This window comes from uncultured Streptococcus sp., assembly GCF_905372115.1.
GTDB lineage: Bacteria > Bacillota > Bacilli > Lactobacillales > Streptococcaceae > Streptococcus.
Map to the genome: position 1 here is coordinate 35,891 of NZ_CAJPNR010000011.1, position 19,714 is coordinate 55,604.

A 19,714-nucleotide genomic window follows, 5' to 3' on the forward strand; every position below is an offset into this window, starting at 1 on the left:
AGTGGCAAGAATTATTGGTATCACCGGCGGCATTGCTTCGGGTAAGTCAACAGTGACAGAGTTTTTGCGGCAGCAGGGCTACAAAGTCATTGATGCGGATCAAGTAGTGCATGAGCTGCAGGAGCCAGGGGAACGGCTTTATCAAGCTCTTTTATCTACTTTTGGCCCAGCTATTTTACAGGAAGATGGGCGCTTGGACCGGCCTAAGCTGGGAGCTATGATTTTTGGGAATCCCGAACTCTTGGACCAATCCAGTCAAATACAAAATCAGATTATCCGCGAGGAACTGGCTCACAGGCGAGATTTGCTGGCAGAAACTGAGGCTGTCTTTTTTATGGATCTTCCCTTGCTGTTCGAGTTACAATATGAAGAATGGTTTAACCAAATCTGGCTGGTGGATGTGACGGTGGAAACTCAGCTCAGTCGTCTTATGACTCGAAATGCTCTCAGTCAGGAAGAGGCAGAAAAACGCATAGCAGCTCAGTTATCTTTACAAGAAAAACGAAAGAGGGCGGACGTGTTGATTGATAATAATGGCTCGCTAGAGGCTACTCGACAGCAGATTCGCGATGCCTTGCAGAAATTAGAAAGAAGTTGATTTATCACGACACAAGTAAACTGGAAACATAACCTGAAAATCGCTTGGTTTGGGAATTTCCTGACAGGTGCCAGCATTTCTCTGGTGACGCCTTTTATGCCACTTTTCGTGGAGCAGCTAGGTGCTAGCGGTCATGAGGTGGAGTATTACGCTGGGCTAGGGATTTCTCTCTCGGCAATCTCAGCGGCACTGCTCTCTCCTGTATGGGGAAGTCTGGCCGACCGATATGGCCGTAAGCCTATGATGGTACGTGCAGCTACTGCCATGGTTTTCACTATGGGCGGTATTGCCTTTGTACCCAATATTTTCTGGCTCTTGCTCCTACGCTTTCTAAATGGGGTTTTTGCTGGTTATATTCCCAACAGCACAGCTCTGATTGCCAGTCAGGCTCCCAAGGAAAAAACGGGTTATGCTCTGGGAACTCTCTCGACCGGTGTCGTTGCGGGTAATCTTATGGGACCATTTATTGGCGGTCTGATTGCGGAGATGTTCGGTATTCGCAATGTCTTTCTCCTGATTGGCGGCTTCTTTCTAGTGGCAGCCTTGATGACCTTTTATTTGATTCGGGAGGATTTTGTGCCGGTGACCCGACAAGAAGAGGTAGGCTTTAGGGAATTGCTGCGCCAACTCAGGTATCCTAAGATGCTGATGAATCTCTTTCTGACCAGCTTTGTCATACAGTTTGCAGCTCAATCTATCAGCCCTATCCTTGCCCTCTATGTCAGAGAGCTGGGACAAAAGGACAATCTGATTTTTGTTTCGGGTCTCATCGTATCTAGCATGGGACTTTCCAGCATGATGAGCTCCAGTATTCTGGGGCGGTTAGGAGACCGTATCGGCAATCACCGGCTTCTAGTGCTGGCTCAGTTCTATTCAATCCTGATTTATCTGCTCTGTGCCAATGCTGGCTCCCCTATGCAGCTGGGCTTTTATCGCTTTTTATTTGGCCTAGGAACAGGTGCGCTGATACCAGGAGTCAATGCTCTGATAAGTAAGATAACACCCAAATTTGGAATCTCTAGGATTTTCAGCTATAATCAGATATTCTTTTATCTGGGCGGGGTGGTCGGTCCTATGTCTGGATCGGTCATTGCGGCAGCCTATGGCTATCATTCAGTCTTTTATGCAACAGCAGGGCTAGTCGCCATCAGTATGTTGGCCAATCTCTTTAGTTTTCGAAATTTATTTAAAAAGAAGGATATCTAGTGCGCGTTAAAATAAATTTAAAATGTTCCAGCTGCGGCAGTCAGAACTATCTGACCAGCAAAAATACTAAAACGCATCCGGAAAAAATTGAGGTCTTAAAGTATTGCCCTAAGGAAAGAAAAGTTACTTTACATCTTGAATCCAAGTAGATTTTATGATAAAATAGATAGGATTTTAAGGAGTTTTTATTTATGTACAACCTATTATTAACCATTTTAGTCATTTTATCAGCTATTATTGTCATTGCAATTTTCATGCAGCCAACTAAAAATCAGTCCAGCAACGTCTTTGATGCCAGTGCCAACGACTTGTTTGAACGTCCTAAGGCACGCGGTTTTGAAGCTGTGATGCAGCGGATGACGGGAATTATGATTTTCTTCTGGCTACTGATTGCATTGGTATTAGCAGTATTATCTAGTAAATAAAATGGGCTCTGACTTCGTCTTGGCCTATTTTTTTGGAACTCCAGAAATTAATGCATTAGGAGAGCTAAATACCAGGATAACTTAGTTTTTTATTAAGTTCATTTTGAACACCTATTGGCTTCAGAATATAAGTGTAAAAGAACAGTAAGAAAGGGAGTAAAGAGTGTCTAAAAAATTTGATAAAATAATAAAGAGTAGCGTTGATCAAGACATTCTCCTTTTTTTGAAATTTGCTTATTTTGGGAATACGTCTAATCCTTTAGAAGCTGCCAGTAGAAGTGCCTATCACGATATGATGAGAACAATTAGATTTTATGATTTACCTCAGTCTGATAGATGGGATATGAGAGAGAAAGTCAATAAGGTATTAAAAGAAGAAATAGATTGGCTAGATTCGAGTCATATCAGGAGTCAAAGTGTTTTTGATAGTTGGCATCGGAAACTTAGTGATGAAATAAAAATGATTTATCAAAATTATGGAATTGAGTTTTCTTACGGACAGGCACAAAAATGGATCAATATGACAATAAAGTATTTATATATACTGGAAGTACAATCATTTGATGGGGTATTTGAGTATTTACATATTCCGATAGATAATTATATATTTGACAGTGTAGAAAATCTCCTTGGTATTCCAAGGCCCAAGCAAGCTTGGAGTCGCTTGGATGATTATGATTGGTATTTGTGTTATCAAGAGGCTATTAGAGAGAAGCTATCTGGCATCAGTCCTTTACGATGGGAATTTCGAGAATGGCTTAATGCAGTGCAGAAAAAAGTGATTGATTAGTGGAATTCTATTAATTAAACAGATAAGAAAGAAACAATGAAAACAGATATATTAGAAATTTTAAATGATAAGGAGTCAATCAGCGTAGATGAGCTGGCGGCTGCTTTGGGGAAAGAGTCTTCCAAGGACTTTAGTAGCTTGGTCAGGACCATCTCCCAGATGGAAAGAAAGCATCAGATTCGCTTTGATAACGAGGGATGGATTGAGCTTTATGAGAAGAAAAAGCAGGAGCGTCTGACGCTCAAGGGTGTTTTTCATGCTCACAAGAATGGCTTTGGCTTTGTCACCTTGAATGAGGAAGAGGATGACCTCTTTGTCGGCCGTAATGATGTCAATCATGCCATTGATGGCGATACAGTGGAAGTAGTCATCACCAAGGTGGCAGACCGGATTAAGGGAACATCAGCTGAGGCTAAGATTATCGATATTTTGGAGCACAGCCTGACTTCAGCAGTTGGCCAGCTGGTTCTGGATGAGGAAAAGCCCAAGTACGCGGGCTATATCCGCTCGAAAAATCAGAAAATCAGCCAGCCTATTTATGTCAAAAAACCAGCCTTAGTTCTGGATGGTACAGAGGTACTCAAGGTCGCTATTGACAAATATCCAACCAAGAAACACGATTTTTTTGTGGCTAGTCTGGTTGATGTCGTCGGCCATGTCAACGATCCAGGTATTGATGTACTGGAAGTGCTGGAGTCCATGGACATCGTCTCCGAATTTCCAGAAAAGGTCTTGGAAGAGGCCGAGCGAGTTCCAGATGCACCGACTGAGCGTGATTTAAAAGGACGTTTGGACCTGCGTGAAGAGATTACCTTCACCATCGATGGAGCAGATGCCAAGGACTTGGATGATGCTGTCCATATCAAGCGCTTGAAAAATGGCAACTTTGAGCTTGGTGTCCATATCGCAGATGTGTCCTACTATGTCAAAGAAGGCTCTGAGCTGGACAAGGAAGCCCTCAATCGGGCAACCTCTGTCTATGTGACCGACCGCGTAGTGCCCATGCTGCCAGAGCGCCTGTCCAACGGAATCTGCTCTCTCAATCCCAATGTGGATCGGCTTACCCAGTCGGCTATCATGGAGATTGATGCCAAGGGGCGCGTGGTCAAGCATAGCATTACCCAGACAGTCATCAAGACGACCTTTCGCATGACCTATAGTGATGTCAACGACATCATCGCAGGGAACCAGGAAAAGGCTGAGCAGTTCAAGGCCATTGTACCTAGTATTGACAGTATGGTACGTCTGCATGAGATCCTGGAAAGCATGCGCTTCAAGCGCGGAGCGCTCAACTTTGACACCAATGAAGCCAAAATCAGGGTCAATAAAGAAGGTCGACCGGTGGACATTGTCCTGCGTCAGCGGGGAATTGCCGAGCGCATGATTGAGTCCTTTATGTTGGTGGCGAATGAGACGGTGGCTGAGCATTTTGCTAAGCTAAATCTGCCCTTCATCTATCGAATTCACGAGGAGCCTAAGGCGGAGAAGGTGCAGAAGTTTATCGACTACGCCTCTAGCTTTGGGATTCGGATATACGGGACGGCTAGCTCTATGAGTCAGCAGGCTCTGCAGGATATTATGGAATCGGTCAAAGACCAGCCTTATGAGGAAGTGCTGTCCATGATGCTTTTGCGCTCCATGCAGCAGGCTCGCTATTCTGAGCACAATCACGGTCACTATGGTCTGGCAGCGGAGTTTTATACGCATTTCACCAGTCCCATTCGCCGCTATCCTGACCTTCTGGTTCACCGGATGGTGCGGGATTATGGCAAATCTAAGGAAATAGCAGAGCATTTTGAGCAAGTGATTCCAGAGATTGCCAGTCAGTCTTCCAGCCGAGAGCGTCGGGCTATCGAGGCCGAGCGTGAAGTTGAAGCCATGAAGAAGGCTGAGTACATGGAAGAATTTGTTGGGGAAGAATTTGACGGCGTAGTTTCAAGCGTCGTGAAGTTTGGACTCTTTGTTGAGCTGCCCAATACGGTCGAAGGCTTGATTCATGTCACCAACCTGCCAGAGTTTTACAGCTACAATGAGCGGACGATGACCCTACAAGGAGAAAAGTCCGGCGTGATCTTCAAGGTCGGTCAGCAGATTCGCATCAAGCTGGTTCGAGCGGATAAGGCTACGGGAGAGATTGACTTCGAATACCTGCCAAGTGAATTTGACCTGGTAGAAAAGACTAGCAAGAGTAGTAGAGGCAAGTCAGGCAGAAAGAGACGCCGTGAGGATGACAAGCGCAGCCATTCTTCTAAAGAAAAAGGCTACAGAGATAAGAAAGATAAGAAGTCCAAGAAAGGTAAGAGCCAGAAGGCATTTTACAAGGAACTAGTTAAGAAAGGAGCCAAGCATGGCAAAGGGAGAAGGAAAGGTCGTCGCGCAAAATAAAAAGGCCAGACACGACTACACCATCGTGGATACCATCGAGGCCGGCATGGTGCTGACTGGGACGGAGATCAAGAGCATCCGCGCAGCCCGCATCAATCTCAAAGACGGCTTTGCTCAGATCAAGAACGGTGAGGCCTGGCTCAGCAATGTCCATATCGCGCCTTATGAAGAGGGCAATATCTGGAACCAAGAGCCTGAACGTCGCAGAAAGCTGCTGCTGCATAAGAAGCAGATCCAAAAGCTGGAGCAGGAGACCAAGGGAACTGGTATGACGCTGGTGCCGCTCAAGGTCTATCTCAAGGACGGCTATGCCAAGCTCCTCCTGGGGCTAGCCAAAGGGAAGCACGATTACGACAAGCGCGAGTCCATCAAACGCCGCGAGCAAAACCGCGACATCGCTAGACAGATGAAGAACTTTAATACAAGATGAAAGACTGGGTGACTGGTCTTTTTTTATTTTAGGGAGCAAGTTTTCCAGTTATTCGATTGTCTTCGATGACTTTTCTAATTTTAAAAAAAGAAGCGAGCATAATAGTTGATAAGTAACCATCCAGATGATATACTTGTTCTTGTATCAGATACAAGTTTATAAAAAAGGAGTTTCTATGGATACAAAATTCTCAGTGGCTTTGCATATCTTGACAATGATTAGTGAGAGTAGGGAGACTTTGAGTTCGCAAAACTTAGCGACGAGTGTAGGAACTAATTCTAGCTATATCCGAAAAGTCATTACCTTGTTGAAAAATGCAGGTTTGATTATTTCTCATCAAGGTAAATCGGGCTACCAACTCGGCAAAATTCCTAAGAAGATGAGTTTACTTGAGATTTATTATGCGACCCAAGAAGTTAAGCACATTAGTTTGTTTCAAATGCATCAGAACGCTAATCAAGAATGTCCTGTCGGACAAAATATTCAAGAGGCAGTATCGCCGATTTTTGCTAGTGCAGAAGCTCAACTAGAAAAGGCATTGCGCCATCAAACATTAGATGATGTCATCAATAATTTATATAAAACAGCTAATCAAGTTCGAAACTGACTTGTAAAATCTTAGTTTTAAAAACAAAAATACAGTCTTGCACTTGATGCAAAGAAGATAAAGGATAGAAAAGAGATTATAATGAAAGCAGCACTACATATAAAATATGACAAAAAGAACATCAACCTTACGATAACAGAAATAGCAAAGCCTATCATTACAGATAATCAAGTTTTGGTTAAGGTCACTGCAGCGGGAGTCAATCCTTTGGACAATATGATTTCCCGAGGAGAAGTTAAGATGATTGTTCCTTACAAATTGCCGCAAACAGCTGGAAATGAAGTTGTTGGAGTTATTGAAGAACTTGGAAGCCGTGTCAGCAACTTCAAGCTTGGCGACCGTGTTTTTGCTCGACTCCCACTTGATCATATCGGAGCTTTTGCAGAATATGTTGCCGTAGATAGTGAAGCCTTGGCAAAAGCCCCAGAATATTTGACAGACATAGAAGCAGCTGCGATGCCTTTGACGGCTTTGACTATTATGCAAGCTCTTGAGCTTATGGGAGCTCAAGCTGGTAAAACAATCTTCATCTCTGGAGGTACAGGTGGTGTTGGTGGCATGGCGATTCCTATTGCTAAAGCAAAAGGCTTGAAGGTCATCACGAATGGTGCTGCCGTTAACGCTGAGCGTGTCTTGAAACTGGGGGCAGATCGCTTTATTGATTACAAGACGGAGGATTATACAAAAACTGTCAGCGATGTGGACTATGTTTTGGATACACTTGGTGGTGCTGAAACAGAGAAGCAAATGTCTATCATGAAAAAAGGCGGACACTTGGTTTCTCTTCGAGCGATGCCAAATGGTGCTTTTGCTAAACGCATGAACTTGCCAAAATGGAAACAAATCTTGCTAGGACTTGCTGGTCGTAAGTTTGATAAGATGGCTGAGAAGTATGGTGTTCATTATCATTTTATCTTTGTTGAAAGTAATGGTGCCCAATTACAAGAAGTAGTAGATATTTTTAGTAAACTTGAAATCAAACCATCTATCGATACAGTTTACTCGTTTGATGAGGTGAATGCTGCTCTCGACAAGGTTGCGAATGGACGTTCACGTGGGAAAACAGTTCTCAGCTTTGAATAATTAGAAAGAAGTTTATGTCTTACATTACAACAAAAAATCAATACATCTCTGTTGCCGGCAATCAAATTGCTTATCGTGAACTTAGCAAGGGTAAGTCTGACTTTCCACTTGTTATGTTAGTTCACTTGGCTGCGACCTTGGACAATTGGGATCCAAAACTTTTAGATTTGATTTCGAAAGAGCATCATGTCCTTGTCTTAGACCTACCAGGTGTTGGGGCAAGTCAGGGAAAAGTTGCAACGACTATCCAAGGCATGGCAGAGCAAACCATCGCCATTATAAGTGATTTAGGTTACAATCGTATCAACCTTTTAGGACTATCTATGGGCGGCATGATTGCTCAAGAAATAGTTCGTATGGATTCTGATTTGGTTAATTGTCTTATTTTGGCAGGAACTGGTCCTCGAGGTGGATTTGAAATGGATAAGGTTACCGGAAAAACATTCAAATATATGTTTAAAGCTGCCCTTGAGCGTATTGACCCAAAACGCTATATTTTTTACAATCATGATGAGCAAGATAAAGTAGAAGCTTTGAAGGTTTTAGATCGTATGGGCGCGCGGACTGAGCAATTTAAGGATAAAGACATGAAAATTTCTGGTTTCTTAACGCAGCTCAAGGCAATCAAGGCTTGGGGCCAAGCTCCACAAGACGATCTGAAATATATCACTCAACCAACCTTAATTGTGAATGGTGATAAGGATATGCAGGTCCCAACAGAAAATTCTTATGCTATGCATGAAAAGGTAGAAGGAAGCAAACTTCTTATCTATCCAAATGCTGGACATGGTTCCATTTTCCAATATGCAGATGAATTCTCAAAGGAATTATTGAGGTTTTTGGCAGCATAAAATAGTCAAAATGCTAGGGTTAAAAAAAGGACATAGCAGCTTTCATACAAGATAAAAGACTGGGTGACCGGTCTTTTTTAGTATGCAACTCTGACTTTTGATTTATGCTATAATGGAAAGGATGAGGTTTGAGGATGACCACTTTTGGTGAATGATTGATGAAAAAAAGTGGAATGACTCCGAGGACTATCAAAATAAATGGCTAGATGAATTAAAAACTGGTGGTAAGCAAATGAAACTCAATAAAAAATTTTTCATATTTCTTGGAGGACTTCTTCTGACTTTAGTAGTTCTTTTCGCCTTTTTAGTAGGTGGGCGAAAAAAAGAGTATGATAAAGAAGACTATAATGTTGATCAAATAGAGTTGTTCAGTCAAAACAAATATGTATTGGTTACTAGCAGAAATGATGGTTTTTTCAATTATGGACAGAATTATATAACAGATTTCAAGTATAATATTCTTACTGAAGAGGATGGCTTAACGTCGTCTAAAGTTAGTAAAGAGGAATATTTCAAAATCAAGATTTATAATTTGCAGGATCCATCTAAAATAACTAGTAAGGAAGTCAATGTCTACGATTTGTTAGGACAAGAGAATACTTATAGGCTTAAGCAAATTCGAGCACAATTTACAAGGAACGGAAAAGAATTTCTAACTTTTAGTATGCACTCGTATGAAAAAGGGAAACCGGAGAAAATCAAATATTTTATTCTAGCATTGGAGTCAGGAAAAATTGAAAAAGAGATGTCAGAAAAAGAGATTAATCTACTTTTAGATCAGAAGGATACTAGAACTTATATGAGAGGAACAATGTATAAGTCTATGGATCTTGTAAGAGGTGGAATAGGAGATCAGATTAATAACGCACTATTAAAGTATGGTATGGAGTATGTTTCTGGCTACATAATACCATCGTATAAAATAGGTGATTATGTAGAAGTTTCAGGTACTAATTTTGCTAAGATTTATCCTGAAATTGCGAAAAAAATGAGAGACATGAATAAAATCTATTTCCGTCCAGACCAATACAATGAGGAGGAATGGTTTAATGATTTAATTCATTGGTTTGCGCCCGAAGGTCAGGATGTAATGGAACTTTATGCCACAGATGAAACAAGTGGAGAAAAAACACAGATTCGATCTTTTAATGATTTCAAGCAGTGGGTTGAAACCCATCCACAAAAAGAAAAATAGAAACAACAAGAAGAAAGGTAAAAAAATGATAAGAAAACTATTGTTAAGTCTTCTTTCTTTAGCGGTCTTGGGACTTGCCATATTTGCTTGGCAGTGTCATTTAAAACAAGATCAGCTTCAAAAAGCCAAGGAAGAAAGAGAAACTTATGAATCCTTAAATTATTATACAGGGACTTTTACAATTGATGATTATTCTTTTCTTGAAAATGGTACAGGGGTAGTGGTTCATTGGAAATCAGAAAATCCAGAGGAAGATGCCTTAGTTCGCAAGTATGCTACTCTGAAAAACGCAGATGAACCAGTGCAAGTGACACGTGGTGCGCGTAATGCCAACTATATTGTTCGAGAGAACATGAAGCTTCCTTCAGGACCGAATTATCTTGATAAAAAAAATGAAGGTAACTATTATACCTTATCCATTTACCATATTAAGAATCAACAGTTAGAAGGTTATAAAGAAGATTTGTATAAATTAGTTTCAGACTATAATTCTAAATATTTACCTAGAGGAATACTGGAAACATTAACTGTCATTGATGGAAATAATTATTTGTCTATTCTTGCCTCTGAGTCTGGGGAACATGATAAGTTTCAAACTCTTTGGTACAATCTTGATACACGAAAAATTGAATGGGAAGATAACAAGAAAGCAGAATACCAAAGTCCCACCTTTAATTTTAAACTAAATAGGCAACAATTTGATGAAAAGTTGGGGAATTTTAGATTTCCTATTTTATATCCTTTAGATGAAGCTGTGGATACAAGTTGGATTCGAAATATCTTGATGGCGCAAACAGACCCAAAGGCAGCGGCATTATTGGAAAAAACGAACTCTCAACTTTATATACTTGATAAGAGCGTTAAAGACTATCTAGAGTTTTATAGTCTGTTAGTTCCTTCGAATACAGACTTATATGAAGGTGTGATTCCAGCAAGTATCAGTAAAGATGGATTGGAACATCCTTTTAACTCTAAAGAGGAATTCAACCAGTTTTATGATGAGAGTAAGGATAAGGAATTAATGAAACAAAAACAGAATAAATCAATTTTACAAGAAAGGGTATACTGATGAGTCGTAAAGAGATAGATGCTGAAAAGTAAAAGAAAGTAAACTTCCTATGTGAGAAAGAACTGGCTGATTGACCAGTTCTTTCTTTTTGCAGGGAAGTCCGTTCGATTTGCCACTTGTCAAGTCTGTACTTTTCGAGTATGATAAAGACAGTTAGATTATTCGGAGCTTGGCTTTCAGAGAAAGGATTTTTTATGACAGAAGAACTGCTAGCCTATAAACGCATGCCGCTGTGGACGGCTGAGACCATGCCAGAAGCGGTAAAGAGAAAGCATAATACCAAAGAGGGCACTTGGGGCAAAATTACTGTTCTCAAGGGACGTCTTAAGTTTGTCGAGATGTCAGAGGAAGGTAAGGAGCTAGCTGAGCATATCTTTGAGGCTGGTCAGGACAATCCTTTTGCCCATCCCCAAGCTTGGCATCGGGTCGAAGCCTTGACAGATGATGTGGAGTGGTATTTGGAATTTTACTGCCGGCCTGAGGATTATTTCCCTAAAAAATACGGCAGCAATCCAGTGCACTCAGAGGTTTTGGAAGCCATGCAGACAGTCCAGCCAGGGCGGGCTTTAGATCTAGGCTGTGGTCAAGGGCGTAATGCTCTTTTTCTGGCCAAGCAAGGTTTTGAAGTGACGGCTGTAGATCAGAATGAGCTGGCACTGGAGATATTACGTAGCATTGTGGAGCAGGAGGATTTAGATCTGCCTGTGGGCAGCTACGACATCAACTCAGCTAGTCTGACCCAGACTTATGATTTGATCGTTTCCACCGTTGTACTTATGTTCCTGCAGGCGGAGCGGATTCCGGATATTATCCGTAATATGCAAGAGCATACAGCGCTTGGTGGCTACAATCTCATCGTCTGTGCTATGGATACAGAAGACTTCCCATGCTCTGTTCCCTTTCCTTTTACTTTTAAGGAAGGCGAGCTTGCCGAGTATTACAAGGACTGGGAGCTGGTTAAGTACAATGAAAATCCTGGTCACCTCCATCGCCGTGATGAAAACGGCAATCGAATTCAGCTGCGCTTTGCGACGATGCTGGCTAAAAAGGTTCAGTAGAAGACAGTAGGACAGAACTTGATTTTTTAAAATTTAGCTTGGCTCACTTATTTTGAGGCTCTGGTTTAAAAGGTCTGGGAGACAATTTAAATTGTCTCAGATTCAATATTTTTTGAACATAATAAAGCTAGACTGAGGCATTTTTGTCTCAGTCTTTTTTTATTTTAGTAAAAAACTTTAGAAATATTTTAGAATTTCTTTAGAAATATCTGAAGTTTGGAGGCTATACTAGAAAGTGCAAGGAGGAGAGAAAAGAGCTGGAAACAACAGGACAGCTGATAGAAACTTTAGTTTTTCTTTAAGCGTGACTCTAGACCAGATCACTTTTAAAAGCAGACTAAAAGACCATATTTTCTCCTCTTGCGGCAATTTTTTCCAGACCTTCAGTTTTCTGTTGACGAGGAAAAAAGAATATGTTAAAGTAAATGAGTAAAATAAAAAAGTCAATTATATTTTACTTAATATACAAGGAGGAACTCATGAAGAAAAGAACAAAAATCATTCTAACTTCTACGTTGACTGTGACCGGCCTAATCTTAGCTGCCGGTGGCTACTGGGCTTATAAGACCTTTGTCCCTCAGGAGACACCGATCGATAAGAATGCCACAGTGAGGACCAATTACTATCAAGCCATCAATAAAAAATGGCTGGAAAAGGCAGAGATTCCTAGCGATCAGCCGTCTAACGGTGTGTTTTATGAGCTGAACGAGCAGGTCAAGGACAAGATGAAGGCGGATGTCAAAAATCTAGTCTCTGGTAAAGAAGAGTCAACGATTGAAGGCATGCCTGAGTTTATCAAATACTACCAGCAAGCGACGGACTTCAAGCAGCGGGAAAAGGATGGCCTAGCCCCTCTCAAGTCCTATCTCAAGAAAATTGAAGACTTGTCCGATCTAAAGGACCTAGCTAGCAAGGCTGTTGACTGGGAAAAGCGTGGTCTAGCTCTGCCGTTTACTTTTGAAATTAGTTCTAACCTAGAAAATACCAATCAGAAACAAGTGAATCTGTCCAGTCCAAGTCTTATGCTGCCGGATAAGAGCTACTATGAAGATGAAGGTGCTAAGAAAAGGATGATGGATCCGCTGGAAAAAGCGTTCAAAGAAGCCTTTCAAAAGCTAGGCTATAGTGAAAAAGACAGTGAAAAGATCGTCAAAGAAGCCTTAGAATTTGATGGAGAATTGGCCAAGTATGCCCAAAGCAATGAAGAAGCTTCGGAAATTAAAAATCTCCACCATCCTAAGACAGCAGAAGACATCAATGCCTACTCTGATACCTTTAAGTTTCACGATATTATCAATGACTATCTGGGCCAGAAAGCTGGTGATGTCAATGTACCTAACCCTAAGTATTATGAAAATTTTGCCAAAGTAGTCAATGACAAGAACTTTGGCAAGCTCAAATCTTGGATGCTTGTGAAGCAGGCAGCATCAGCATCTAGTTTTCTAACCGATGACTATCGGCTGATTTTTGCAGAGTACCAAAAATCCTTGCAAGGTACTAAGGAAGCAACTTCAAAAGAAGATGCAGCATACAATCTGACAACAGGAACTTTTTCAGATGTCTTTAGTCTTTACTACGGACGCAAATATTTCGGTGAGGAAGCCAAGCAAGAAGTGACCCAAATGGTCAAGGATATCAAGGAAGTTTATCGGGAACGAATGTTGAAAAACGAATGGCTGTCAGAAGAAACCAAGCAGAAAGCAGTCAAGAAGCTGGATACCATGAAACTCTATATCGGCTATCCTGAAAAAGTTCGCGAAGTGACTAAGGCCTTAAAAGTAGATGATAAAAAATCCTTCTTTGAAAATGCAATTGCTTTGAGTCAAGCAAAACATCAATATGATGTTGAGCACTTCTCTGAGCCAGTAGACAAGGACGAGTGGGTCATGCCTTCCTATGATATCAATGCTTATTACTCACAGGAAAATAACAGTATCAACTTCCCAGCTGCAATCCTGCAGAATCCATTCTTTGATGTTAAGCAAGAGATGGAAAAGAACTACGGCGGTATCGGTATGGTTATTGGTCATGAGATTACTCACGCCTTCGACTCAAACGGTGCAAACTTTGATGAAGAGGGGAATTTGAACAATTGGTGGACAGAAGCAGATAAGAAAGCTTTTGACAAGAAAATTGAAGCTGTTATCAAGCAGTGGGATGGTATTGAAATCTACGGCGGCAAGGTCAACGGCAAGCTTACGGTAACAGAAAATGTAGCCGATGCGGGTGGACTTTCAGCTACTCTCGAAGTTGTGAAAAAGAAATATCCAGATGCAGACTTGAAGAATTACTTTGAAAACTATGCCAATATCTGGAGAAGCAAGGCAAGTCTGCAATTCAATCAGCTTCTCCTGAAAGTCGATGTCCATGCTCCGTCCGAACTGCGGGTCAACCAGCAACTCAAAAATGTAGAGGCCTTCTATGAAACCTATCCAGAAATCAAAGAAGGTGATGCCATGTATCTGGCTCCAGATAAGCGGGTCAGCGTATGGTGAGATTGCTTGTCTAGAGAAGACGGTAAAATAATCTAAGCTATGAAGCACAACCAGTTTGGTAATAGGAGAGAAGTTCATTCTTTTTCTCCTATCCATTCTTTCCTGCGACACTTGCGCGGCTGCGGGTTGTGCCTCCGCAGCCACGTGTCTTTAAAGTCAGATTTTATCTGGCTTTTTTCTTTTACAAAAAAATTTTTATGCAGCTTGATATACATCTATGGAAATTTATACAAGAGGTTTGGAGGGGCTACTAGGTATAGAGCTAGAGTAATTTTTTCCTAGGGGAATTTATTCATTTTAAGCAGTAGAAGAAATTTTGGAAACGCTTGCAACTATGGTAAGAGAATAGTATACTAAATATGCGATAAATATTTTACCAATTAATATACAAAGGAGAAACTGATGAAAAAGAAATTTTTCAGTTGGGCTATTCCAGCCTTGATGCTTCTTACACTCTTCCCTTTTCAGGCTGTCTCAGCCTGTACCGGATTTATTATCGGGAAGGATTTGACGACGGATGGTTCGACTCTCTATGGTCGAACAGAGGACCTGGAACCCAACCACAACAAGAATTTTGTGGTACGGGAGCGCAAGTATAATAAGGCTGGTGATAAATTTGTAGATGAAACCAACGGCTTTAGCTTTGATTTGCCGGCTGTTAGCTACAAGTATACGGCGGTACCGGATGTGACACCAGAGCAAGGCGTTTTTGATGAGGCCGGTTTTAATGAGGAAGGCGTTTCTATCTCTGCGACGGTCTCGGCTAGTGCTAATGATGATATTCAAAAAGTAGACCCTTATGTCAAGGACGGTATCGCTGAATCAGCTTTAACTTCTGTAGTCCTGCCTCATGTGAAAACAGCCAAAGAGGGAGTAGAACTACTAGCCAAAATTGTCAGAGAAAAAGGTGCAGCCGAAGGCAATATCGTGACGATTGCTGACAAGACGGGTGTATGGTATATGGAAATCCTTTCTGGCCACCAATACGCTGCCATCAAGTTTCCGGATGACAAATACGCTGTTTTTCCTAATACATTTTTCCTAGGCAATGTAGACAAGAATGATACTGAAAACACCATCTTATCAGCTGATCTTGAAAAAATAGCGCAGGATGCTGGCACCTATAAGGAAATCAATGGCAGCTTCCATGTAGCCCAATCCTATAATCCGCCACTGGCAGAAGCTGACCGCTCTCGGGTTTGGTCTGGCATCAAGGCGTTGGATCCCAATGCAGATGTACAATATGATGATGAATACTTTGAACTCATGCACTCAACCAGCGACAAGCTTAGTCTGCGTGATGCCATGAACTTGCAGCGCAATCGCTTGGAAGGAACAGACTTCAAACCGCAAGATCAGATGGAGCTAGACGGAAAAGGGATTCCAGATAGAACAAAGGTAGATCCAGTTTATAAATATCCTATCTCCAATCCAAATGTCATGGAGGCTCACATCTTCCAGCTTAAGGACAATTTACCTGCCTCTACTGGAGGAGGAATTCTTTGGCTAGCCATGGGAAGTCCGCGCAATGCGCCCTATCTTCCTTACTATGGCAATATCAGCAATACCTCTCAGCCTTATCAAGAAATGAGCACAGCCTACAATGAAAATTCATGGTATTGGACTGTTAGCCGAATCAATGATTTGGTTGCAAAATACCCAGAACTATTTGAAGATGGCTCTATTCGCAGTGAAATTGAGCGTATGGAAAGCCAATGGATGGAGGAACAGCCAGCTCATGACAACGAGCAGATTAGTCTGTCTGAACAGCCAGAACAAGCCAGTCTGAAAGCAACAAAAGATTCTATGGAGCAAGCGGATTCAGTCTTTAAGCGCCTCAAGGAAATTCAGAAGATTGCTGAAGATAAAGTCGTGGCTGAATATGGTACAAGTGCTTTAGAAGAGATTGAGGAGTTAGAGGACTCTGACACAGAGGAGACCATTCGTCTGGAAGATTTTGACTACGATATTGCTATTGCAGGAGGTATCTTTGTGCTGACTGTCATTGGAATAGCGATTTATCTCGTCAAAGGAAAAAATAGAAAAGGAGCAGACAGTCATGAATAAAACAAGAAGAATTGCTCTCTATATCTACTTAGTCCTAGCTGGTATCGGCTTGCAGTTTGAGCTAGGCTCCATGGCGGAAAAGGAAGTCACCTTGGAAGCTGGCCGCGACTTGATTCTGAACTTAGCTGTTTTAGCTGCCTTTTTCCTGCCTTTCTATTTCTTGATTAAAAAACTCGCCAAGAAGTTATCTGTAGAGACGATCGTTCTAGGAACAGCCCTCTTTGGAGGTGCCTTTATCTCTGGCTGGCTCAGTTTTGCAGGCAATAGTTTGATTGATATTATTAACTCTAACTTTATAAAGGATCCTGCTGTTTTCAATGATTGGACCAATGCACTGACAGCTCCTTTTGCAGAGGAATTTTTCAAGTCTCTGACAGCCTTTGCCGCTCTCTACATTTTGGGACGCAAGGATATTCAGTCAGTCTTAATCGCTGGGCTGAGTTCGGGCTTTGGCTTTCAAGTCATAGAGGATATTGCCTATGTATCCAGAGTGACTTTCGGAGAACAATATAGTGGTTCCTTAGAAGCAGTTGGCCGAATTGCTGGCGGATTGGCTTCGCACACTCTCTATACAGCAGTGGTGACCGTTGGGGTTTATCTTCTGTTCTCCACGGCTTACAAAAAATACCGTCTCTTTGGTCTCTGGTGCGTCGTGTCAACAGTTGCCAATCACTTTATTTGGAACTCTCCATTCTTTGAAACAGAGCATCGGATTAACATCGTTGTCGGTTTCTTGTTTGCCTTTCTCGTTGCGACCTTTATAGAAGTTTACCGACTGGTCCTGAAGGAGAAAAAGACAGATTTAGAAATTTAAATAATTTTCAGGGAATATATCAAACAAGAGCTTGAAATCGCTTGCAAAACCTGGAGTAAAAGGCTATACTGAATATAGTATTTAATTTTGTAATTTTTTACAAAAAACAAAGGAGATATTTTTATGAAAAAAATATTGTTTCGTTCCTTGTTAGCTCTTTCGACCATTTTCCTCTTTCCTTTCCAAGTGGTCGAAGCATGCACAGGATTTATTGTCGGGAAAGACCTGACGGCAGACGGCACAACGCTTTACGGTCGGACAGAGGACTTGGAGCCCAATCACAATAAGGTCTTTCTGGTTCATCCGAGAAAGACCAATGCCAGTGGTGCCAAGCTGGTCGATGAAACCAACAACTTTGAATGGACCCTGCCGGCAGAAAGTTACAAGTATACTTCGGTCTCAGATGTGACTCCATCCCAAGGTATTTTTGACGAGGTTGGCTTCAATGAATACGGTGTTTCGATTTCTGCGACAGTTTCTGCCAAGGCCAATGATGCCATTCAAAAGGTGGACCCTTATGTAGAAAATGGCTTGGCTGAGTCTATCCTGACAACTGTCGTTCTGCCCCACGTTCAGACAGCCCGTCAGGGTGTGGAGCTGATGGCGCAGATTGTCAGAGAGCAGGGAGCAGCAGAGGGGAATATTATTACCATTGCTGATAAGACTGGTGTCTGGTATATGGAAATCCTATCTGGCCACCAATATGTTGCTATTAAATTCCCAGATGACAAGTATGCTGTCTTTCCTAATACTTTCTTCTTGGGTAGTGTTGACTTTGATGATACAGAAAATGTCATTGCCTCAAAAGGTGTTCAGGATGTAGCCAAGCAAGCTAATTCTTATAAAGAAATTGACGGCAAATTCCATATTTCTCAGTCCTATAATCCACCGATGGCAGAGGCAGATCGTTCACGTGCCTGGGCAGGTATCACCAGTCTAGATCCAAATGCGACCGTGTCTTATAATGACTCTTACTTTGATCTCATGCACTCCACAGACAGAAAGATTAGTGTAGCAGATGTCATGGCTATGCAGCGCAATCGCTTTGAGGGCACTCAGTTTAAGCCACTGGACCAAATGGAGCTAGATGGTAAGGGGCTGCCACAACGCGGGACGACAGACCCTGTTTACAAATATCCGTTGGGCAATCCAAATGTCATGGAAGCTCATATCTTCCAGCTCAAAGACGGTGTTCCAGCCAATATGGGCGGTGGCACTATGTGGCTAGCAGTAGGCAGTCCGCGCTTCTCACCTTACCTGCCTTATAATGGTAATATTACAGATACTTACGATGCTTATAAGGTCAACACAACTGGCTACAGTCCAGACTCTTGGTACTGGGTAGCATCTCATATCTACGATATGGCGGCCAAGCATCAGGACCTCTTCGGCACTTCTGTCCAAGACAAGTGGAAGGCTTTGGAAGCGCGCTTTATTGAGGAGCAAAATGCTCTGGATGCAGCCAATGCAGCTCTGCCAGACTCTTCAGCCAAAGTTACAGAAGAAACACAGGCTCGAGCAGCGCAAGTTTTTAAGGAAATGAAAGAGCTAGAAGCAGAAATGGAAGCTAAAATCAAGGAAGCAACAAAAACAACTCCTTCCAGCTCCAGCAAAGATTTTAGCAGCTCTTCGTCATCTCAAAGTTCGTCAAGTTCTTCCTCTTCAGCAACTTCTAGCAGTTCTGATACACGGACGGAAGTCAATGTAGAAGATGATAGCTTGGTAGATGTCGCAACTGGCATTCGCTTGAAAAATGCTGACTTGGTCAAGGCAGGTCTTCAGTTGTCAGTGAAAAAACTGGAAAGCAAGACTCAGCCGACAGATACCTATGACATTCGCTTGACCAATCCAAATGGTCAGCCGGTACATCAGGTCAGTCCAACCCTTGTGACAATCCCAGTCCGCAAAGACCTGCCAGTAGATGTCGTCTATGCTCTGGATGAAAATGGCAAGCAGGTTGAGAAATTTGATGTAACGGTTAATCAAAACCAGACCATCAGCTTCACAACCAATCATTTCTCTGTTTACCAAGTACAGTATCGAAATGAGCAGTCCGTCAAGACTAAGAAAAAAGACCTGCCATCAACAGGTGAGCAAGTCACCATCATGGGCCTTGCAGGCTTGATTATCCTAGCAGGAGTCTTCTTCCTTTTGAAGAAAACAAAGAAAAACTAATCTAAAATAAAAAGAAGGCCGAGCAATATGTCCGGCCTTTCTTAGTGGAAAAAACGACTTTTGTCTAGGTTATGCTTCAAGCTAGAGCCCTTATCTCAAATAATCATAGTTATAAGTAGTCAAAATTATATCCGTGATTTCTTCAGGTTCTTCCTGAGCTCCGCCGGCTATCCAAAGAGAAATAATCCCCTCAACACTAGATAGGAAGATTTCCAAGGCGTATTTCTGAGGAATCTGAAAGTTCTCCTCTAAAAAACGCTGGGTAGCAGTCTCTTGCTTGTCACTCAGAATGATAGTGGTTATGTACTCCCGAATAGCCTCTCGAAAGTCAATATAATGGCTTCTGGTCAGGGCATTAATTAGACGCTCATTGGCACGAAGTATATGAAATTTTGCTATCATTAACTTTTGGGGATATTCGTTCTCCGCTTCAAACATGCTATAACTAGAAAGTTGGGAAATAATG

General features: G+C 41.9%; 18 protein-coding genes. 17 read left to right on the top strand and 1 reads right to left on the bottom strand.

Features of this window, described 5'->3' with window-relative positions; genetic code table 11:
- Position 1 precedes the first annotated feature (1 nt).
- From coaE to QZ169_RS04990, 17 genes are all read left to right on the top strand, one after another.
- Positions 2-598: a dephospho-CoA kinase gene (coaE, locus tag QZ169_RS04910; protein ID WP_295505154.1), complete on the top strand. Its 597-nt coding sequence runs from the start codon at positions 2-4 to the stop codon at positions 596-598.
- Positions 599-601: 3 nt separating this feature from the next.
- Positions 602-1,804, top strand: a complete 1,203-nt coding sequence (locus tag QZ169_RS04915; protein ID WP_295505168.1) for a multidrug efflux MFS transporter — start codon at positions 602-604, stop codon at positions 1,802-1,804.
- Positions 1,804-1,953 carry a 50S ribosomal protein L33 gene (rpmG, locus tag QZ169_RS04920; protein ID WP_072074309.1) on the top strand — a complete coding sequence of 50 codons (150 nt, stop codon included), beginning with the start codon at positions 1,804-1,806 and terminating at the stop codon, positions 1,951-1,953. The genes QZ169_RS04915 and rpmG overlap by 1 nt, the downstream gene beginning before the upstream one ends.
- 42 nt (positions 1,954-1,995) lie before the next feature.
- Positions 1,996-2,229: a preprotein translocase subunit SecG gene (gene secG / locus QZ169_RS04925; RefSeq protein WP_002894878.1), complete on the top strand. Its 234-nt coding sequence runs from the start codon at positions 1,996-1,998 to the stop codon at positions 2,227-2,229.
- A 163-nt stretch (positions 2,230-2,392) separates the two neighbouring features.
- The gene (locus tag QZ169_RS04930) at positions 2,393-3,019 is read left to right on the top strand and encodes a hypothetical protein (protein ID WP_295505155.1); all 627 of its coding nucleotides are present in this window, start codon (positions 2,393-2,395) and stop codon (positions 3,017-3,019) included.
- A 36-nt stretch (positions 3,020-3,055) separates the two neighbouring features.
- Entirely contained in the window at positions 3,056-5,404 is a 2,349-nt protein-coding gene (rnr, locus tag QZ169_RS04935; RefSeq protein WP_295505156.1) for a ribonuclease R, read from the top strand.
- Positions 5,367-5,834 (top strand): SsrA-binding protein SmpB, encoded by a 468-nt coding sequence (smpB, locus tag QZ169_RS04940; protein ID WP_125336742.1) that lies wholly within the window; start codon positions 5,367-5,369, stop codon positions 5,832-5,834. The genes rnr and smpB overlap by 38 nt, the downstream gene beginning before the upstream one ends.
- A 175-nt stretch (positions 5,835-6,009) precedes the next feature.
- Positions 6,010-6,441: an Rrf2 family transcriptional regulator gene (locus QZ169_RS04945; protein WP_032911889.1), complete on the top strand. Its 432-nt coding sequence runs from the start codon at positions 6,010-6,012 to the stop codon at positions 6,439-6,441.
- A gap of 81 nt (positions 6,442-6,522) precedes the next feature.
- Entirely contained in the window at positions 6,523-7,524 is a 1,002-nt protein-coding gene (locus QZ169_RS04950; protein WP_295505157.1) for an NADP-dependent oxidoreductase, read from the top strand.
- 14 nt (positions 7,525-7,538) lie between these two features.
- Complete coding sequence (locus tag QZ169_RS04955) at positions 7,539-8,375, top strand: alpha/beta fold hydrolase (protein WP_295505158.1); 837 nt, start codon at positions 7,539-7,541, stop codon at positions 8,373-8,375.
- Between the two features lie 232 nt (positions 8,376-8,607).
- On the top strand, positions 8,608-9,570 hold the full coding sequence (locus QZ169_RS04960) for a hypothetical protein (RefSeq protein ID WP_295505169.1): 963 nt from the start codon (positions 8,608-8,610) through the stop codon (positions 9,568-9,570).
- Positions 9,476-10,639 (top strand): hypothetical protein, encoded by a 1,164-nt coding sequence (locus tag QZ169_RS04965; RefSeq protein WP_295505159.1) that lies wholly within the window; start codon positions 9,476-9,478, stop codon positions 10,637-10,639. Before QZ169_RS04960 ends, QZ169_RS04965 begins: the two co-directional genes overlap by 95 nt.
- Before the next feature lie 194 nt (positions 10,640-10,833).
- Positions 10,834-11,697, top strand: a complete 864-nt coding sequence (gene tehB, locus QZ169_RS04970; RefSeq protein ID WP_295505160.1) for an SAM-dependent methyltransferase TehB — start codon at positions 10,834-10,836, stop codon at positions 11,695-11,697.
- Between the two features lie 425 nt (positions 11,698-12,122).
- Positions 12,123-14,192, top strand: coding sequence for a M13-type metalloendopeptidase (locus QZ169_RS04975; protein WP_295505161.1), 2,070 nt, complete (start codon positions 12,123-12,125; stop codon positions 14,190-14,192).
- Positions 14,193-14,594: 402 nt separating this feature from the next.
- On the top strand, positions 14,595-16,259 hold the full coding sequence (locus tag QZ169_RS04980; protein ID WP_295505162.1) for a C69 family dipeptidase: 1,665 nt from the start codon (positions 14,595-14,597) through the stop codon (positions 16,257-16,259).
- A complete protein-coding gene (locus tag QZ169_RS04985; RefSeq protein ID WP_295505163.1) occupies positions 16,252-17,073 on the top strand; it encodes a PrsW family glutamic-type intramembrane protease in 822 nt (273 codons plus the stop codon). Before QZ169_RS04980 ends, QZ169_RS04985 begins: the two co-directional genes overlap by 8 nt.
- Before the next feature lie 123 nt (positions 17,074-17,196).
- Entirely contained in the window at positions 17,197-19,248 is a 2,052-nt protein-coding gene (locus QZ169_RS04990) for a C69 family dipeptidase (protein ID WP_295505164.1), read from the top strand.
- A 90-nt stretch (positions 19,249-19,338) separates the two neighbouring features.
- On the opposite strand, the gene QZ169_RS04995 is transcribed toward QZ169_RS04990, so the two are convergent.
- Positions 19,339-19,714 (bottom strand): TetR-like C-terminal domain-containing protein (locus QZ169_RS04995; RefSeq protein ID WP_295505165.1); only part of this gene is annotated, 376 nt, incomplete at its 5' end.